The sequence below is a fragment of the Kribbella sp. NPDC049584 genome, from assembly GCF_040675555.1.
GTDB lineage: Bacteria > Actinomycetota > Actinomycetes > Propionibacteriales > Kribbellaceae > Kribbella.
In genome coordinates, this window is the sequence record NZ_JBFAPF010000003.1 from 382,459 (window position 1) to 400,067 (window position 17,609).

Sequence of the window (17,609 nt, forward strand, 5' to 3'; positions counted from 1 at the left end):
CGGTCCCGGGCGTAACGTCCGCACGCCGGAAACGATGTTACGGGCAGTACTCAGGTGTGCCGGGAAGTCTGGTCGGCGACGCCAGACCCATGCCCTGACACCAGGAGACTCACATGCCGAACAAGCGTGTCCGCGTGACCTGCATCGGAGCCGTTCTTGTCCTGAGCTTGACCGCTTGCACCAAGAGCGGCGACTCCAGCAGTTCAGCTCCATCGTCGACGCCGCCTGTAGCGTCCGCCACCTCCGCGAGCGCCACGCCGGCGGCGACACCATCGACGCAGCCGTCGGCGTCGCCGGCACCGTCATCACAGCCACCGGCCGTACCGGCCCGCACGACCGCGGCGCTGACCAAGGCACTGCTGGCTTTGGCGGATCTTCCTGCCGGCTTCTCCCTCGAGGACGACAACGGCGACGGCGGCCCTGACGTCACCGTGTCGTCGAAAGACCCGCGTTGCGCCAAGCTGGTGGCCTACTCGAACGCGGACAACCCGGCCGGATCGAAAGCCTCCGCGGGCCAGTCGTACTCCGGTGGCACACAAGGACCGTTCATCGACGAGAGCCTCGATGCTATGGGTTCCAGCGCCGCGGTCCAGTCCCTGCAGCAGTCCTTCAAGAAGGCTATCCGCTCCTGCCGGACCATGACCCTGTCGATCCCGGGCGAAGGCCGTTCACCCATCAGCGTGCGGGAAGTGTCCGCACCGCAGGCAGGTGAGAGCCCTGTGGCGGTGCGCTTCTTGGCCACGGGCGGCCCTCTCGAGGGACTGGAAGTCACCATGGTCACCACCGGCATCGGCGACGTCGTTCTCGCGATCACCGTCGTCGCTGGGCTCCCCGAGGACATCGACGGGGCCACCACCGCGGCCGCCGAAAAGGCAACAACCATCCTCAAGACAGCCCGCACCGGCACCTGACGACATCCGCGGGTTGGGGCCGATTCGGGACGGGCCTCTGTCATACTCCCGGCGTTCGTCACTTTTAGTTCCTGGGGGCGTCTTGTTCGTCCGTGCTGCCCGCATCCTGCGGTGGGGGCTTCCTGCTGTGGTGGTGGCGGGCTCGCTGGTTGCGGTGAGTGGTTCCTCGGGGTCGGCGGCGGAGCCGGGGCCGTATCGACCGGGGTTCTCGCGTCACAACGCGTCCAAGCCTGAGATCGAGCCGAACGCCGTTGTGGTGAAGTTCAAGCGGAAGGCCACCTCGTCGGCGCGGAAGGCTGCCGTGGCCAAAGTGGGCGTGGAGGACGAAGCGTCATCCGATGTCGTGAAGGTGAAGGGGTCGCTAAGTGCGCCGGAGCTGTTGAAGAAGCTGAAGGCCGACCCGGCGGTCGAGCTGGCGTCGTTGAGCTACCGTCGGCAGGTCGCGGCTGTGCCGAACGATCCGTACTTCGCCGCAAACCAGCAGGCCTACCTGAAGACGGTCCGCGTGCCGCAGGCGTGGGATGTCTCGAAGTCGACCGGCAACCAGATTGTCGCCGTCCTCGACACCGGCGTGGACGCCGGTCATCCGGACCTGGTCGGCCGCCTCGTCACCGGCTATAACGCGGTGTCGACCACCCGCCCGAACCCGGTCGACGACAACGGCCACGGCACCATGGTCGCCGGCATCATCGCCGCCAGTGCGAACAACGGTGCCGGTATCGCGGGCGTCGGGTGGAGCTCGAAGGTGATGCCGATCAAGGTCGCCGGGGCCGATGGGGTCGCCAACGACCTGGACCTCGTCGAAGGCATCAACTGGGCGGTCGCCCACGGAGCCACGGTCCTGAACGTCTCGATCGCGAACCCCGGCGACAGCCCGGTTCTGCACGACGCGATCAAGCGCGCGACGGCCAAGGGGGTCATCGTGGTCGCGGCCGCCGGCAACGACGGCAGCGCCGTACCGCAGTACCCGGCGGCGTACCCCGAGGTGATCGCGGTCGCGGCCACGAACGCGGGCGGCGTACTGACCGACTTCAGCTCGTACGGTGACTGGGTCGACCTCGCCGCTCCCGGCTGGGATGTGATCACCACCGGAGTCCGCAGCATGGCCCCGTCGCCGTACTGGCTCTGCAGCGGTACGTCGTGCGCGGCGCCGATCGTCGCGGGTGTCGCGGCGTTGGTGAAGAACAAGTGGCCCGCTCTGACGCCGGCCCAGCTCGAGGCGCGGCTCAAGTCGCTCGCCCGCGACGCCGGTCCGCGAGGCACCGACCCGTACTTCGGCGCCGGGATCCTGGATGCGTACGGCGCGCTGGGTGGTCGCTGGGCCGCGGACTTCCCGATGAACCCGATCGACCTGAATGACCAGCCGGAGCGGGCGATTCCGCTCTCGAGCTCGATCACGACGACGATCAGCACCGAGGGCGAGGTCGACTGGTACGAGATCGTCAGCTCCGCCCCGCGCGCCCTGAGCGTGACGCTGACCGGCCCCGAGTTCAACGGCGACAAGTACGCGGTCAACTTCGGTCCCCGCATCGACGTGTACGACGGCAACCTGAGGTCGCTGACGTCGGCCGTGACGCCGTACCCGACAGACGTGGACCCGACGACCGGCGGCCCCCGCTGGGGACCGTTGACCGCGGCAACCACTGTCAGCGTGGGTGCCGGGAGCACCTATGTCGCGGTTCGCAACGCGAACGGTTCCCGCGACACCCGCCCATACACGCTGACCATCGAGGACGCGAGCTCGGGAGGCTCGAACCCGGGCGTCAGCTACCCCGTGCTGGATGTGTCGCCGCCCGATCTGGCGAGCGGGCAAGGGCTCGACAGCCACCCGGCCGTGACGTTTCCGCGCGATGTCGTCGCCGGCACCATCAACTCGACGACAGTCCGACTCCTCAACGGAAAGACCGGCACAGCCGTCGGCGGCACGGTCTCCTACGACCCTGGCAACAGGCTGGCCGTCCTCACCCCGACCACGGCCCTGCTGGACAACACGCCGTACCGGATCGTCGTGAACGGCGTACAAGAGGCCGGCGGGACCGATCTCGTGCCGTTCACCAGCGTGTTCTCGACGCTGGACGCGGCCCCGCCGAAGCTTGCGTTCGATGCCGGCGGCACCTATCTCGCAGCGAACCTGGCCTGGACCGTCCCCGCGATGCCGGACCTCGACCAGGTCATCGTCAGGCGGAACGCGGGCAGCCACGTGCCGGCGATGACCACCGGCACCCTGGTTTACGCAGGCACGGCAGCCGCGGTGAAGAACACCGGTCTGGCGCAAGGCGTCACCTACACCTACGCCGCCTGGGCCAAAGACCGGGGCGGGAAGGTCGGCCCGGTCGCGGTCACGCAGCTTCTCGGGATGAAGACCACGATCAGTTCGACCGCGGCGCTGCTCAACTACGGGGGCACGACCACCCTGCGCGACAGCACGCTGCGGATCGACAACAAGGCGTACGCCGGCTTACCGGTCAACCTGTACGTACGTCCGAAGACCTCGTCCAGGTTCAAGCTGCTGGCGGCGTTGAAGACAACCTCCACCGGCTCGGTGAGCTACGCGTACAAGCCGCTGGTGTCGTCGGTGTTCATGATGACGTTCCCCGGCAACGGCGACCTGATGGGTACCCGGAGCGTCGACCTCACCGTGCAGGTCGCGCCGACGATCTCGGCGGCCCTCTCCCCCCCGACGATCCGCCTCGGACAGGCGACGAAGTTCAGCGGGTACGTCGTACCGGCGCACTACGGCAAACCGGTCTACCTGCAGCAGTACTCGAACCGGACCTGGAAGTCGATCGCCTCGGTCAAGCTGACCTCCTCGGGCGCGTACGCGTTCGGTATCAAGCCGGCCATCCGGGGCCAGCTCGTCTATCGCGTCTGGTTCCCGGCCGATGCCGACCACGCCCAGGCGTTCACGGCGAACAAGGTCCTGACCGTCAGTTGAGGGCGGTGTGGATTGCAACAAGCTGCAATCCACACCGTGGGAATATAACGTTCGAATCGCCTGGCTTGCGCCGCCGTGTTGGTGTACCCCACAGTCATGGCTGTGGGGACCTTGAAGACGTTGACGCCGAACAGACGGCAGATCTTGGTGGCCGGGGCTGCGGCCGCCGTCGCCGGAGTTGCGGCAGTGGAGTCGGCCAGTGCCACCGACCTGTACGGCTCCGGAGCGCTGGGCGATTGGACCATCCTCAGCCGGTCGATCTCGGCGACCGCCACGATCACCTACGTCCGCGATCACGACGGCGTCTGCATGTTCGGTGACAGCATCGCCGTGCAGGACGGCAAAGCACTCGCAACCAGACTGCTGAGCACCACCGGCGCCAGTCTCGCGGTCCACAACTGGTCCGGACGGCCGACAGCACCCGCCGTCGACGCGCTCGAGAACTGGGCCATCAAGTACGGCCTGCCGCGCCGGATCCTCATGGCCACCGGAACCAACGACATCTTCAACCCGCCGGTCTTCGCCGCCCAGGTCGACCGCGCGATGAGGATCGTCGGACCCAACCGGAAGGTCGTCTGGGTCAACACCCAGATTTCCCGCACCGCGAAGTCCGCCGCGATCCAGGTGGCCGATCAGCGCAACAGTGCCTGGATCAACTCCCAACTGCACGACGCCGAGAAGAAGTACTCCAACCTCGACCTCGTCCGCTGGGCCGAATACCTCGCCGCGAAGCCCTCCCGCCTCACCCAGCTCCTCCGCGAGGGCGTCCACACCACCATCCCCGCCGGCCAGGACGCCCGTAACAACCTGATTCTCGAAGCGCTCGTCAAGGTCTGACAGACCGGTCACCCGGCGGGTTGCCTGCGACGAGCTGGTAGGAGTCGGTGACGAGCTGCTTCAGCAGCTTCTCGTCGACGGTGCCTCCGCCTTCCACGGTGATCCAGTGCTTCTTGTTCATGTGGTAGCCGGGGGTGATGTCCGCGTGCTGCTCCCGCAGGGCCACAGCCTGGTCCGGGTCGGCTTTGAGGATCACGACGCGGCGCCCCAGCAAGTCCGTCATCAGCATGAAGACCTTGCCGCGCACCTTGTAAAGATCCCAGTTGGGGTCGAGACGATGCTCCAGGTCGGCGCCCGGCAGGTTCACGGCGAGGTCGTCCGCGATCTTCTGCAGCTCCAGCGCGTCCACGGCGATCAGCTCCGTTCTCGGGAATGGCCCGGAATCCCAGGCGTCCTCCATTGGTGGCGCGATCGGTGCGGATCTTTCGGCCAGAGTCGTCCTGGAACACATCAGCCCATGCGGCGGTAAGAACCGGCTCACGCCAGGCACTAACCACTCGCACCACCCCCTATCGGAGGCTGATTCGCTGTGTCACGACTCACTACCCCTTCCCTGGATGACGTCCCTGCCAGCGCGCGGGAGACCCTGGACAAGCTCGGCAAGCAGCTCGGGTTCGTCCCGAATATGTTCAAGACGATCGCCTCGAACCCGACCGTTCTCGAGGCCGTCACGAGCCTGCAAGGCACCATGAGCCGGGTTCTGGACGCTCGGACCAGGCACAGCATCGCGCTGGCCGTGTCCCAGTCGAACGACTGCGATTACTGCCTGGCCATCCACACGTACACCTCGTCCGAGTTCGGCCGGATGTCGAGCGAAGACATCGACCTCGCCCGCGCAGGTAGCTCGGTTGATCCCAAGCGCGCCGCAGCGGCCCGCTTCGCTCAACAGGTGGTCGACAGCCGCGGGCAGGTCAGCGACGGCGACCTCGCGGCAGTCCGGGACGCCGGGTACACCGACCCGGAGATCCTGGCGATCGTCACGGTTTCCGTGCAGGCCCTGCTCACGAACTTCATCAACAACGTGAACCAGACCGACATCGACATCCCCGCCGTCACCGCGGCCCGATGACCCCCTCATCACGCCAACGACCATCCTGGAAAGCTGCGATATGCCGGGCTCCGAACTGTATGAGAAATTCATGGCGCTGCACACCCGGGACGGTGGCCTCGTCATGCCGAACGCCTGGGACGGCCTCTCAGCGCTGATGCTGGCCGACGCCGGTTTCGAGGCGATCGCGACGACGTCCGTAGCGCTCGCCGCGACGCTCGGCCGGCCCGACGGACGGCACCAGATCAGCCGCGCCGAGCATCTCGAGCATGCGAGACTGCTCGGCCGGCTCACCGGGCTGCCCGTCAACGGCGACTTCGAGGACGGGTACGGCGATACGCCCGAGGACGTCGCGGCGACCGTCGAAGCCGCCGTCGAGTACGGTCTGGCCGGCATCGGGATCGAGGACACATCGGGCGACCCAGGTAAACCGATCCGGGACTTCGACGAAGCGGTCGAACGTGTACGGAGCGCCGTCGACGCGGCCAAGGGACGGATCGTCGTCACCGGCCGTACGGACAACTTCATCCAGGGCCGGCCCGATCTCGACGACACCATCCGGCGCCTGACGGCCTTCGCCGAGGCCGGCGCGGATGTGCTCTTCGCCCCGTACCCGCCTGACCTCGACGCGCTCGGCAAGATCATCACCGCGGTCGCGCCGACACCGGTCAATGTCCTGGTGTCACCGTCGGACAAGGTCCTGACCGTCGCTGAGCTGCAGAAGGCCGGCGTGAAACGGATCAGCTTGGGGCCGTGGCTCTACGTCCACGCGATGGGGGCGCTCGAAGAAGCCACCAAGGCTCTCGTGGCGGGCGACCTCGCGTCGGCCGCGACCGGCCTCAGCTTCGAGCGCGTCGACGAACTACTTGCCCGCAGCAACAACTGACCTAAACCCACCGAACCGATGCACACACTGATCGACTGCGCCAAGAAAGCAGATTGACATGGATCTCGACAAACTCATGGGCAAGCACCTCACCAGGTACTTCGACCCCAGCAGGACGATCCCGGAGGAAACCCTTCAGCAGCTGTTGAAGTTCCTGCGCTCGACGCCCTCGTCGACCAACATCCAGCCGAACCACTTCTACGTCATCGCCACGCCAGAGGGTAAGCAGCAGTTGGCGGACAACCTGGGCGAGCGATTCCAGGACAACGCGGGCAAGATCCTGAACTCTTCGCACACCATCATCCTCACCACTCGGGCGGATCTGCCCGAGAGCCACGTCGAGGCCGTGTTCAGCAAGGAGCGGGCCGACGGCCGGTTCCCCGAACCGGCGAAGCAGGAGCTGTGGGAATCCATGACCCGCGACTTCCTGAACCTGCGGAACTACGGCTACAAGGACGTGAACCACTGGATGGAGAAGCAGACCTACATGGCGCTGGGTCTGACCATGATGGCCGCCGCTGAGCTCGGCATCGAAGCCATGCCGCTCGAGGGCTTCGACCCGGCCAGCGTCGACAAGGCATTCAAGATCCGCGAAACCGGACACGCCACGACCGTGTTGCTGGCGCTCGGCTATCCCGACCCCAACAAGAACTACAGCAACCCGATCTCCCGCTTCGACACCGACGAACTCTTCACCTTCGTCTAACCACCACCTGCGTCGGAAGGCAGGCACGGCCCGATGGAAAGCTCTCCCCCGGCGATCAACGTGGTTCGCCGGGACAGAAGGCTCCAGTTGGCGTTTTTGTCGGCGGTACTTTCCCTGACGACCGCGTTCGCCGCATCGTCCACGCCGATCCCGCTGTTCAACATCTATCGGGCCGAAGACGGGTTCAGCAACGCCGACATCTCGCTGGCCGTTGTCGCCTTCGACGTACCCACCCTCGCCGCATTGCTGCTAATGGGACGGCTGTCCAATCATGTCGGCCGACGCTCCACAGCGATCGCCAGCATCGCGCTGCTCGCGCTGGGATGTCTGCTGTTGCTGAACCTGCATGACATCGGCACGCTGCTGGCCGGTCGGGTCCTGATGGGGCTCGGGGCCGGATTGGCCAGCAGCAACGTCACGGCGTACGTCGTCGACGCTGCGCCGGCCAGGCCTGTCTGGCTGGCTTCCGTCGCATCCAGCCAGACGGTCACGCTCGGACTCGCGGTCGGTGCCATCGCCTCCGGCGCGCTGGTCCAGTACGGACCCTGGCCACGTCACCTCACCTATTTGGTTGCCGTGGGCTCCCTATCTGTGTCCGCGGTGCTGGTCGCTGTCAGCCCGGAGACCGTCGCTCGGGCTCCGGGCGCTTTGCGATCATTGCGACCCAGCGTCAGCGTGCCCGCCCGAATCAGGGGTCCGCTCCCGGTCGCGGCCGCAGTATTCCTGTCCACCTGGGCGACCGGCGCGTTCTACCAGGCATTCGTGCCCGGGCTGGTCGAAGATCAGCTGCACAGCCGCAGCACGCTTGTCCTCGGTCTGGTGTTCGCCGCGTTCATGTCTCCCAGCGTTCTGGGCGCTCCAATCGGCGGCCGGTGGACACCGGCGACAGGACAACGCGTCGGCATGGCAGTCTTCCTGGCCGGATGGATCGGCATCACGACTGCAATCACCGTCGGCTCGCTTCCGGAGTTCATCGCGGCAACCGTCGTGGCCGGCGCTGCTCAGGGCATTGCGGTGAGCGCCGCGATCCGCGGACTGCTGCACGGCAGCACCGTGGCCGACCGGGCGCCGATCTTCAGCGTCATCTATCTGATCTGCTACAGCGCCGCCGCCTTTCCCAGCCTTCTCTCCGGCCGGCTCTCCAGCACTTTCTCACTGCCGCAGATCGCTCTCGGGTACGCCGGACTTGCGCTCGTCACGACCCTGTTCACCGTCGTCGCCGCACGCAACCCACATCAGGCACTTGCGAAAGGATGAGCCGATGAGAAGTGAAAAACACATGCCGGCAGCCCAGAAGCTGATCGACAACGCCGATCAGGGCCGCTTCGAGCTGCATCGGGACGGCGAGTTGGTCGGCTGGCTCTACTACACCCACCTGAGGCCTAACCGGTACGCCCTCCGACACACCGAAGTCGAGTCGAGTCATCAACACCAGGGCGTGGCGAGCGCGATGGTCCGGCATGTACTCGACCAGATCCGCGCCCGCGAGGGCACCGTCACTGCCATCTGTCCCTTCGTGGTCGACTACCTCTCGCGCACCGCGGCGTACACGGATCTGATCGACCCTAGGCACCCGGGGTACTCCGATCGCGCCACGGCCGAGGCAGCTCAGCGCAAGCCGGGTAACTGAGACCGCCGTTGCGCGTAGATGAATTCTCAACAGCAGGTCCTGAGCTAGGTAAGAGCAGATCGACGCGGCGACACCGGCACTTGGATCTACCCACTGAGGTTCCATGAGCCGTCAACGCGGGCAGCAACACCGTGACCGTGTTCGGTGTCGTCGGCGACCGGCTGAACCGGCGGCAGATCATCAACTCCGGAGGAGCGTTCCCTGTCAGCGTCGCCGTTCACGGCGCCGAGGTCTACGTCCTGAACGCACGCGCAGGCGGCGCCGTGCAGGGGTACCTCAGCATTCTCGGCCACTTGGTGCCGCTGCGCAGCGAGCACCGCTCTCTCGGCCTGCCGATCACCACCGGCGCGCAGGAGTTCACGCACACCCCGGGCCAGGTTGTCGTGACACCGGACGGTTCCTCGGTGATCGTGACGACCAAGGCGGCCGGCAACAGCCTGCTCGTATTCGGCCGGTACGGCCTCGCCCAACTGACCAAGACAGCCGCGGTTGTCGACGACGCCGGGAACGTCCCGTTCGCCGCGGTCTTCGACCGTTTCGGTCACCTGGCCGTCGCCGAGGCAGGCTCGAATGCCGTCGCGACCTACGCGGGCGAGCCAGGTCATGGCTTTCGCCTGCTGAATCGGACCGTGACCGGGCAGGCCGCGACATGCTGGATCGTCGGTGCCGGCGGCAACTACTACTTGTCCAACGCGGGTAGCAATTCGCTGTCCGGATATCAAGCGCGGCACGACGGCTCGCCCGTAGCCCTCGGCAACACCGCAACAGGTCAAGGCACTGTCGACGCCACTGTCAGCCCGGACAGCCACTACCTCTACGCTGAGACCGGAGCGGTAGGGGCCGTGGACGCGTTCCGGATCGAGTCTGACGGATCCCTCACCAAGATCAGCAGCATCATCGTCCCCAACGCAGCCGGCGCTGAAGGCATCGCCGCCAGCTGAGCGACTGACATCTGGGCGACCGAGTGGGCGCCCCTGGCACAGCGGCGCCCACTCGAGACTGCCGACATGAGACCCGATCATCCGCACGGTTGCCTGCTGATCACCGCGACAACCAACTGCTCCCCACTCTCCGTCCGTGCCTCAGTTTCCGCCGAGGCCGGCCTAGCGGGCTTTGACGATCGCGGTCGAGCGGTCGGGCACCTGGAGTTTGGTGAAGATGTTCGAGACGTGGTTCCGCACGGTCTTGAGGCTGATCATCAACTCGTGCGCGATCGTGGCGTTTCCCTTGCCGGCGGCAACCATCTCCAGGACCTCGCGCTCGCGGTCGGTCAGCGATGGGAACGCCGCCGCGGCCGAACCTGCTCCGGCGGCGAAATGGCTGATCAGCCGGGCGGCGATCTGCGGGCCGAAGATCGCCTCGCCCGCCGCCGCTGCCCGGACCGCCCGGACGATCTCGTCCTGGTCGGCTCCTTTGAGGAGATAGCCGCACGCTCCGGCGCGCATCGCCGCGAAGACCGAGTCGTCGTCCTCGAACATGGTGAGAACGACGACGGCGATGCGCGACGTACCTCGGCTGATCCGGCGGGTCGCTTCGATGCCGTCGAGTTCGGGCATACGCAGGTCCATCAGCACGACGTCCGGGCTCAGCTCGGCGCTGAGTTCGACGACGCGGTGCCCGGTATCGGCCTGACCGACGATCTCGAGGTCCTCGGCGTCGGCGATCATCAGCTCGAGGCCGCGCCGGAAGGCAGGATGGTCGTCGGCGATCAGTACGCGAATCACGGCACGAGCTCCACACCGGCGTACTCCGCCAACGGCAGGACGGCGTGTACGACGACACCACCCGCGGGTCTGGCCGAGATCGTGCAAGATCCGCCGAGTTCCGCGGCGCGCTCGGTCATCGACGTCCAGCCGACGCCGTCGCCGTACGGCTCGACGAACCCGCGGCCGTTGTCGGAGACGGTCACAGCCAGCCGGTCGTACAGCGTCAGCTCGACGGTGCAGCGCGTGGCTGCGGCGTGCCTCGTCACGTTGGTCATCGCCTCTGACGCGATCAGGAACGCGGCCACTTCGACGGCCGCCGGCAGGGGCGGAAAGGTCTCGGGACTGCGCACCTGGATGACCAGGGCATCCGAGGACAGCGAAGCGGCACGTTGCCGGATCGCGCCGGCGAGACCGACCTCGTCGATGGCCGGTGGCCGCAGGCCGTCGACGAGCCTGCGTACGTCGGTGATGGCGGCCCTGGTCTCGTCGCGGATCTCCGCCAGCAGAGCGTTGCGCTCGTACTCCGCGGACCGGGTCTGGGCCGCGTTCAGCTTGAGTACGATCGCGGCGAGCGACGGGCCCACGCCGTCGTGCAGGTCGCGGCGCAGCCGTTTGCGTTCCTCCTCTTGGGCGGCGACGATCCGCGCCCGCGAGGTCTTCAGCTCGGCGGCGAGTTGGGCCGCCCGTACGGTGACCGCGGCGTGCCGGGCCAGGTCCTGCAGCAGAGCTGTATCGGCGGCCGACACGGAGCGCCCCGGCGGGACCACGACGGCGAGATTGCCGAGGTGGTCGCCCCGATGGACCAGCGGAACCCGCACGACATCCCCGCCGTACTCCGTCGGCGCCGACGCCTCGAGCCAGACTCGATCGACCTTGAGCGCCTCGGCGACGGACGTGGTGATGGTGTCGACCACGCGAAGCGGGTCCGCCGACTCCAGACTGGCGCCGAGCTTGCGCAGAGCAGCCGTCGGATCCGATCGATAGCCGAAGACCCACCGCTCGATCCGCCGCCGAAGGAGCACGTACGCCGGATGAACCGCGACCGCCACGATGCCGACGGTCAGCAGGCCACCTACCGTCGTGTTCCCGAACGGCCGGCCCGCGGCGAGCAGGAGCAACGCATAGAGCGCGATCACTGCGATCACCAATGCGCCGTAGATGAGGGTCCGGCTGAGTACCACCTGGATGTCGAACAAGCGGTGGCGCAGGATCGCGATGCCGATCGTGACCGGTAGGGCGATACCCCACAGCCCGAGAGCGAAGTCGACCAGGACGCGATTCTGGTCGAACACGAAGTACGCGAGCCAGATGAGCCCAAGCGCGGCGGGCAGGCTGGTCGCTCCCCACACGAGCCACAGCAACTGCAGGCGGCGCTCACCCGATGCCCGCCGCAGCCGGGTCCAGACCGCGACGAAGCTGCCGAGCAGGAGCATCACGGTCAGCACCAGACCGACCAGGCCGAGCACGCCCGACAACGGCTGAGGCAACCACGGCAGCGGCGGATCTACGCCGCGGTGCCCGGCGCGGAAGCCGCTGACGTCTCCAGCCGCCCCGACCAGAAAGGCGAGGACGCCGACCAGCCCGGTTCGCACCCACGCCCGCCAGCGCCGCGAGGCCAGGTGCCCGTTAGGCAGCAGGTACCCGGTCAGCGCCAGCCACAGGAACAGGAACACCCAACTGCCGGCGCTGAGTTGGTCGACAACCAATGCGGATCGGCTGACGCCGCTGGTCGCGGACGCGAGCAGGGCTCCCCAGCAGAGTCCGTGTGCGATCAGCAGGCACCCGATGAGGCGCTGGTTCGCGCGTAACAGCACCAGTACGCCGACCGCGACCGGCACGGCCGGCATCCCGAAAGCAAGGACGGGACTCATGGTCAAAGTCTGGGACCCGGGGCGCGATGCGCCAAGCGACCCGGGAACAGTTCCCGGGTCGACCGGGACACCTGGATCGTGCGGCTGGGTCGGCAGGCGACTCACGGTGAACGCATCAGCGTTCTGTACCGGAAGGGGCCGGAAAATGCTCAGCAAGTTCGAAAGGTCGCTGCCGTGGAGCGGCGCAGTCGCGGGTCTTTGCTGGATCGGGCACGAACTCCTGGCAAAGACCGACACGAGTGACGCCCCCGGAAGTGCCTCAGCCGCGGTGATCCACAACCATCTCGGCGCCAACTACGCCGCCGTGGGCAGCCTGGTGCTGATGGGGATCGCGCTCTTGTTCTTCGCCACAGCCGTCAGGAATCTGCTCCGGTCGAGCGAAGCCCGGGAAGCGACGTACTCGAGCATCGCCTACGGCGGCTGGATCGTGGTCGTCGCGGGCCTGGGACAGATGGTGGTGTCGAGCTGGGCCATGATCAACGGGGCGGCCGACACCGGTGACGACGCCGCTCTGCACGTGCTGAGCTACAGCGGATACTTCGGCTTCGCCGGGATGGGCATCGGCATCGCGAGCGCCTTCCTGGCCATCGGCCTCGGCGGGATCCGCAATGCGGTGCTGCCCAAGTGGTTCGCAATCGCCACCGTCGTACTCGGCGCCCTGAGCGCACTCGGGAACGCAGGCATCCCTCCCGGCGGCCTCGTGAACTACCTGTTGCTCCCGTTCTGGCTGATCGCAGCTGCCGTCATCGTCGCCAGGCGCCAGCACACCGCAGCCATGCTGCCCACCGCGTAATCACCCCGAGAAGCCGGCCATAGTTGGGGTGGCGTCAGAACTGGTGGCGGGCGGGGATGAAGGTGCCGGTTGCTTGCTCGGCGCGGATGATGTGGGTGATGGCGTTGATCAGGGCCAGATGGGTGAACGCCTGGGGGAAGTTGCCGAGTTGGCGTCCGGTGAGTGGGTCGATCTCCTCGGCGTACAGGCCGAGCGGGCTCGCGTAGGACAGGAGCTTCTCGCACAGCGCGGTGGCCTCGGCCAGCTCGCCGATCTCGACGAGCGCGGACACCAGCCAGAACGAGCAGATCGTGAACGTTCCCTCCGCGCCGGTCATCCCGTCGTCGGTCTCCGAGACGCGGTACCGCAGCACCATGCCGTCCTCGGTGAGCTCGTCGGCAATCGCCCGTACGGTCGCACGAACCCGCGGGTCGTCAGGCGGCAGGAACCGGAGCAACGGGACCAGCAGCAGCGAGGCATCGAGCGTGGTGGCGCCGTACCGCTGCACGAAGACTCCCCTGTCGTCGACACCGTGGGTGCAGATGTCCTCGCGGATCTCGTCGGCGACCACCTGCCAATCGTCGGCGTATCCCGGCTCGTCGTGCAGCCGCGCCAGCTTGGCACCGCGATCCAGCGCGACCCAGCACATCAGCTTGGACGAGGTGAAGTGCTGCGGTTGACCCCGTGATTCCCAGATCCCGCGATCGGGTTCGCGCCAGTGCTTCGCGGCCGCCTCCACAGCTCGCTTGAGGACCGGCCACAGACTCTCAGGCACCTGGTCCCGGGACCGGGCATGCAGATAGACCGAGTCGAGTACGGCGCCCCAGACGTCATGCTGACGCTGTAGATAAGCCGCGTTTCCGACGCGGACCGGTCTCGCGCCCTCGTACCCGCCCAGGTGGTCCAGGATCTGCTCCGGCAGGTCACGCTCACCGCCGATCCCGTACATGATCTGCATGTCGTGATCGGCGTCGCACATCTCGGTGAGGAAGCAGAAGAAGTCGTTGGCCTCGCGATCGAGGCCGACGGTGTACAGCCCCCAGAGAGCGAACGTGGAGTCGCGGATCCACGAGTATCGGTAGTCCCAGTTCCGCCCGCCGCGTGGCGTCTCGGGCAAGGAGGTCGTCGCGGCGGCAAGCAGAGCGCCGGTAGGAGCGAAAGTCAGCCCTTTCAAGGTGAGCGCGCTGCGCGCCAGATAGCGGCTCCACGGATGGTCCGGAAACACGCCGATGTTCATCCACTGCCGCCAGTACTCGGCCGTTCTCCCCATCCGTTCAAGGGCTTCGGTCCAGGTATGCGGCGGCGACACAGCCGACCACGACAGTGCCACGTACGCCGTGTCGCCCTGCGACATCCGCGTCCTTGCCCCCGCTGTGCCGCCCTCCAGACCGACGCGTAGGTCCGTGGTCAGCCTCAGCGTGACGTCGTGATCCACGTCAGGACAGGTCGCCACGGCCTGGCCGTAGCCGGGACCGTCGTACGTCCAGCGTGCTTCTCGCCGGCCGTACCCGAACATCGGCTCGCACACCATCGCGAGATCGACAACGCCGCTCACGCATTTGACGGTCCGCAACAAGCAGTGTTCGGAGTCGTAGTCCGTCGGCGTACGGCGGTGTGACCGGGACCGCTCGGAGATCTTGTGCCAAGGACCCATGAGCAGAGCATCCCGGACGATCAACCAGCCGGTCGGCGTCTTCCAGGTCGTCTCGAGCATCAGGCTGCCCGGCAGGTACCGACGTGCCGCGGGCACGCGTACGCCGTGCGGACCGAGCCGGAAGCTGCCCGCCGCGCGGTCGAGGATCGCCCCGAAGACACTGGGTGAGTCGTGCCGCGGCAGGCACATCCACTCCACCGCGCCGCTGGCCGCGATCAGGCAATTGGACTCGCAATCCGACAAGAACGCGTACTCCGCGATCGGCGGGTGAGCGCTTCGACGTACCAAGGACTCGGGCGACCTCACGTCAACCATTGGCATTCCCTCTCAGGAAGCTGTCTCTGGCGACGCCGGCAGCCTTGCGACCACGCGGCCGAGGTCCTGTTCCGCGCCGGTCGGTGTTTGGAGGCCGTTGTCGAAGAGTGCCTTCGCGCGCACGGCGTTCTCCGGGCGGGCCGACGTACGGAAGAAGGCGGCCAGGCCGGGGCCGAGCTCCTCGTCGGGTGGCAGCGTGGCGACGTCGAGAAGGGCCTTGGTGCTGGCGACCGCGTCCTTGTCGAAGCCCGCGATCCGCCGAGCGAACGCGTCGACGTACCCGGCCAGGCCGGCGTCGGGCAGGACGCGGTTGACGTAGCCGTAGCGTTCGGCGAGGGCTGCGGGGATGTCGTCGCCGCCGAACAGGATCTCAGCCGCCCGGCCGCGGCCGACCAACCGACCGAGGCGTGCCATCGGGCCGCCGCCCGGGACCGCGCCGACGCCTACCTCGAACTGCCCCAGGACCGCCCGATCACCGGCGAACCGGATGTCGGTCCCGAGCACGAACTCGCTTCCGGCGCCCCGGGCCCGGCCGCGGATGGACGAGATCGTCACCGCCGGGACCTTGCTCAGCCGGATGAAGTTGTCGACGTACGGGTGCAAGCCGGTCGGCCCGGGTTGCATCGCGGCGACCCGGGCCTTGTCGGCCGTGAAATCCCAGTGCGCCATGAAGTACTCGGGGTTCGCGCTGTCGAACACGACCACGGTGACAGTCGGCGACTGCTCGATCCGGGTCACCAGAGCCGCCAGCTCGTCGACCGAGTCCGGATCGAGCAGGTTCACCGGTCCGTTCTCGAAGGTCACCCGCCAGTACGACGGGGACACCTCGTCGACCACGAACTGGCTCCTGGCTGCATCTGCACTGCCCATCTCGCCTCCTCGAGCCTTCATCATGCGACGAAAGAGCCGGCCGGAGTAGGTGCTCCGGCCGGCTCTTCGTCGGTGGCTGTCAACGGGCGGCTCGTTCGATCACGCTGGTCACTGCTGCGGGCTGTGACAGCGCGACCAGGTGGGAGGCGCCGGGGATCTCGGTGATGGTGGCGTTCGCCCGGTTGGCCATGAAGCGCTCGGCGGCGGGGGCGATGGCGTGGTCACCGGTCGGGATCACGGCGTACTTCGGGATCGTGGCCGGAGCGGTCTCGGCGACGTGTTCGTCGAAGGCCGAGGCGGCGATCGGACGCTCAGCGGAGACGAAGATGTTTGCCTGACGGACCGGCAGGTCGGCGGCGAAGACGGCGCGGGAGTTCTCCGGCTTGATCGCGAGGTCGACGCCACCGGGGTAGCTGATCGGCACGAGCTGCGGGCCGAGCTCACTGCCCTCGAACTGCGAGTTCAGCGCACCCAGTGTCTCGCCGGCCTGCGGGATGAACGCGGCCACGTAGACCAGGGACTTCACACCGGTTGTGCCGGCCAGTTCACTGACCAGCGCGCCGCCGTACGAGTGACCGACGAGCACCTTCGGGCCGGGGATGGTCGCGAGTACGCCGCTCAGGTACGACGTGTCGGCGGCGATCCCGCGCAGTGGCACTGCGGGGGTGACGACTGTGTAGCCGTCGTGCTGGAGCCGTCCGGTCACCTCGGACCAGGTGGACCCGTCTGCGAACGCGCCGTGCAGGAGCACGATGGTCGGCTTCGCCTGGGCCGACGCGGTCGTCGACGACTGGGCGGGCGACGATTGAGCGGCCTGGGCGGTGGTCGCGCCGCCGACCAGCAGTGCGGTGCCGAGCGCCGCGAGGATCAGGTTTCTTGCCTTGGGCATCAAGTTCTTCATGGTGGTCAGACCTCGGTCGGGATGGTGGTGGTTGGGATGTTGCGGGCCTCGATGGCCCGGACGGTGTTGTCGAAGGCCTTGCGCAGGACCTTCTTGCCGCCGAGGGCGAACAAGGTCGCGAGCAGATGGCCCTTGAGGTTCTTGCCCTCGCGGACGATCACGACGTCGATCGTGGTCGCGCCGTCGGAGTGCTCGGTCAAGGTGTAGGAGTGTCCGGAGGCGCCGCCCCAGACGTTGGAGTCGGTGGTCGTGAGGACGACGTGGTGCGGGTTGGACCAGTTGTAGTGCAGGCGCTCCCACACGCCGCCCGATCCTTCGGTGACGTCGGCGTAGCCGGGTCCTTGGTCGTGCACCTTCAGGTAGTCGTCGCTGCTGTTCGCGAACAGCTGGGCGCGACCCGGCCCGAAGTCGGTCAGCGCCGCGATGAACTGCGCGGGCGTCGAGGTGGTGGTTTCGCTGAAGCGGATGGTGGTCATTGCCTTTTCCTTTGCTAGGAGCCCTTCAATGACTCCACTGTCCGCCGCCGGTTGACGCATCACCCCAGGGGAAACCACTGGTGCATCGCCC

General features: G+C 67.2%; 17 protein-coding genes. 10 read left to right on the forward strand and 7 right to left on the reverse strand.

Annotated features, from left to right (window positions below; translation table 11 throughout):
* Window positions 1-365: 365 nt before the first annotated feature.
* The 3 genes from AB0J62_RS13620 to AB0J62_RS13630 all read left to right on the forward strand — a co-directional run bounded on the left by AB0J62_RS13620 (window position 366) and on the right by AB0J62_RS13630 (window position 4,683).
* Window positions 366-911, forward strand: coding sequence for a hypothetical protein (locus AB0J62_RS13620; protein ID WP_363868881.1), 546 nt, complete (start codon window positions 366-368; stop codon window positions 909-911).
* Between the two features lie 154 nt (window positions 912-1,065).
* Window positions 1,066-3,846, forward strand: a complete 2,781-nt coding sequence (locus tag AB0J62_RS13625; protein ID WP_363868884.1) for a S8 family serine peptidase — start codon at window positions 1,066-1,068, stop codon at window positions 3,844-3,846.
* A gap of 102 nt (window positions 3,847-3,948) precedes the next feature.
* On the forward strand, window positions 3,949-4,683 hold the full coding sequence (locus AB0J62_RS13630; RefSeq protein ID WP_363868887.1) for a hypothetical protein: 735 nt from the start codon (window positions 3,949-3,951) through the stop codon (window positions 4,681-4,683).
* Here the strand turns inward: AB0J62_RS13630 and AB0J62_RS13635 are convergent.
* Window positions 4,673-5,032, reverse strand: coding sequence for an MmcQ/YjbR family DNA-binding protein (locus AB0J62_RS13635; protein WP_363868890.1), 360 nt, complete (start codon window positions 5,030-5,032; stop codon window positions 4,673-4,675). The two genes, AB0J62_RS13630 and AB0J62_RS13635, sit on opposite strands and share 11 nt — an antisense overlap.
* 180 nt (window positions 5,033-5,212) lie before the next feature.
* On the opposite strand from AB0J62_RS13635, the gene AB0J62_RS13640 reads away from it, so the two are divergent.
* The 6 genes from AB0J62_RS13640 (at window position 5,213) to AB0J62_RS13665 (ending at window position 9,894) form a co-directional block, all read left to right on the forward strand.
* Window positions 5,213-5,752 (forward strand): carboxymuconolactone decarboxylase family protein, encoded by a 540-nt coding sequence (locus AB0J62_RS13640; RefSeq protein WP_363868893.1) that lies wholly within the window; start codon window positions 5,213-5,215, stop codon window positions 5,750-5,752.
* Window positions 5,753-5,822: 70 nt separating this feature from the next.
* Window positions 5,823-6,617 carry an isocitrate lyase/phosphoenolpyruvate mutase family protein gene (locus AB0J62_RS13645; protein WP_363868896.1) on the forward strand — a complete coding sequence of 265 codons (795 nt, stop codon included), beginning with the start codon at window positions 5,823-5,825 and terminating at the stop codon, window positions 6,615-6,617.
* A gap of 58 nt (window positions 6,618-6,675) precedes the next feature.
* Window positions 6,676-7,323 carry a nitroreductase family protein gene (locus tag AB0J62_RS13650; protein WP_363868899.1) on the forward strand — a complete coding sequence of 216 codons (648 nt, stop codon included), beginning with the start codon at window positions 6,676-6,678 and terminating at the stop codon, window positions 7,321-7,323.
* Window positions 7,324-7,419: 96 nt separating this feature from the next.
* Window positions 7,420-8,580, forward strand: a complete 1,161-nt coding sequence (locus AB0J62_RS13655) for an MFS transporter (RefSeq protein WP_363868902.1) — start codon at window positions 7,420-7,422, stop codon at window positions 8,578-8,580.
* Between the two features lie 4 nt (window positions 8,581-8,584).
* A complete protein-coding gene (locus tag AB0J62_RS13660) occupies window positions 8,585-8,953 on the forward strand; it encodes a GNAT family N-acetyltransferase (protein ID WP_363868905.1) in 369 nt (122 codons plus the stop codon).
* A gap of 131 nt (window positions 8,954-9,084) precedes the next feature.
* Complete coding sequence (locus tag AB0J62_RS13665) at window positions 9,085-9,894, forward strand: hypothetical protein (RefSeq protein WP_363868908.1); 810 nt, start codon at window positions 9,085-9,087, stop codon at window positions 9,892-9,894.
* 162 nt (window positions 9,895-10,056) lie between these two features.
* On the opposite strand, the gene AB0J62_RS13670 is transcribed toward AB0J62_RS13665, so the two are convergent.
* Together AB0J62_RS13670 and AB0J62_RS13675 are read right to left on the reverse strand one after the other, a co-directional pair.
* On the reverse strand, window positions 10,057-10,677 hold the full coding sequence (locus tag AB0J62_RS13670; protein ID WP_363868911.1) for a response regulator transcription factor: 621 nt from the start codon (window positions 10,675-10,677) through the stop codon (window positions 10,057-10,059).
* Window positions 10,674-12,530: a sensor histidine kinase gene (locus AB0J62_RS13675; RefSeq protein WP_363868914.1), complete on the reverse strand. Its 1,857-nt coding sequence runs from the start codon at window positions 12,528-12,530 to the stop codon at window positions 10,674-10,676. Before AB0J62_RS13675 ends, AB0J62_RS13670 begins: the two co-directional genes overlap by 4 nt.
* Window positions 12,531-12,675: 145 nt before the next feature.
* Between AB0J62_RS13675 and AB0J62_RS13680 the strand changes: the two genes are divergently transcribed.
* On the forward strand, window positions 12,676-13,323 hold the full coding sequence (locus AB0J62_RS13680; protein ID WP_363868917.1) for a hypothetical protein: 648 nt from the start codon (window positions 12,676-12,678) through the stop codon (window positions 13,321-13,323).
* A 34-nt stretch (window positions 13,324-13,357) separates the two neighbouring features.
* Here the strand turns inward: AB0J62_RS13680 and AB0J62_RS13685 are convergent, their stop codons facing one another.
* The 4 genes from AB0J62_RS13685 to AB0J62_RS13700 all read right to left on the reverse strand — a co-directional run bounded on the left by AB0J62_RS13685 (window position 13,358) and on the right by AB0J62_RS13700 (window position 17,518).
* Window positions 13,358-15,271: a glycoside hydrolase family 15 protein gene (locus tag AB0J62_RS13685; RefSeq protein WP_363868920.1), complete on the reverse strand. Its 1,914-nt coding sequence runs from the start codon at window positions 15,269-15,271 to the stop codon at window positions 13,358-13,360.
* A gap of 12 nt (window positions 15,272-15,283) precedes the next feature.
* Window positions 15,284-16,141 (reverse strand): enoyl-CoA hydratase/isomerase family protein, encoded by an 858-nt coding sequence (locus tag AB0J62_RS13690; RefSeq protein ID WP_363868923.1) that lies wholly within the window; start codon window positions 16,139-16,141, stop codon window positions 15,284-15,286.
* Window positions 16,142-16,220: 79 nt separating this feature from the next.
* A complete protein-coding gene (locus AB0J62_RS13695) occupies window positions 16,221-17,042 on the reverse strand; it encodes an alpha/beta hydrolase (protein ID WP_363868926.1) in 822 nt (273 codons plus the stop codon).
* A 5-nt stretch (window positions 17,043-17,047) separates the two neighbouring features.
* Window positions 17,048-17,518 (reverse strand): hypothetical protein, encoded by a 471-nt coding sequence (locus AB0J62_RS13700; RefSeq protein WP_363868929.1) that lies wholly within the window; start codon window positions 17,516-17,518, stop codon window positions 17,048-17,050.
* Window positions 17,519-17,609: the final 91 nt, after the last annotated feature.

Excerpts from the sequence above, each read along its gene's own strand:
- AB0J62_RS13645 (WP_363868896.1), top strand. The coding sequence starts at position 5,823 with ATGGCGCTGCACACCCGGGACGGTGGCCTCGTCATGCCGAACGCCTGG.
- AB0J62_RS13650 (WP_363868899.1), top strand. The coding sequence starts at position 6,676 with ATGGATCTCGACAAACTCATGGGCAAGCACCTCACCAGGTACTTCGAC.
- AB0J62_RS13660 (WP_363868905.1), top strand. The coding sequence starts at position 8,585 with ATGAGAAGTGAAAAACACATGCCGGCAGCCCAGAAGCTGATCGACAAC.
- AB0J62_RS13675 (WP_363868914.1), bottom strand. The coding sequence starts at position 12,530 with ATGAGTCCCGTCCTTGCTTTCGGGATGCCGGCCGTGCCGGTCGCGGTC.
- AB0J62_RS13680 (WP_363868917.1), top strand. The coding sequence starts at position 12,676 with ATGCTCAGCAAGTTCGAAAGGTCGCTGCCGTGGAGCGGCGCAGTCGCG.
- AB0J62_RS13685 (WP_363868920.1), bottom strand. The coding sequence starts at position 15,271 with ATGGTTGACGTGAGGTCGCCCGAGTCCTTGGTACGTCGAAGCGCTCAC.
- AB0J62_RS13690 (WP_363868923.1), bottom strand. The coding sequence starts at position 16,141 with ATGGGCAGTGCAGATGCAGCCAGGAGCCAGTTCGTGGTCGACGAGGTG.
- AB0J62_RS13695 (WP_363868926.1), bottom strand. The coding sequence starts at position 17,042 with ATGAAGAACTTGATGCCCAAGGCAAGAAACCTGATCCTCGCGGCGCTC.
- AB0J62_RS13700 (WP_363868929.1), bottom strand. The coding sequence starts at position 17,518 with ATGACCACCATCCGCTTCAGCGAAACCACCACCTCGACGCCCGCGCAG.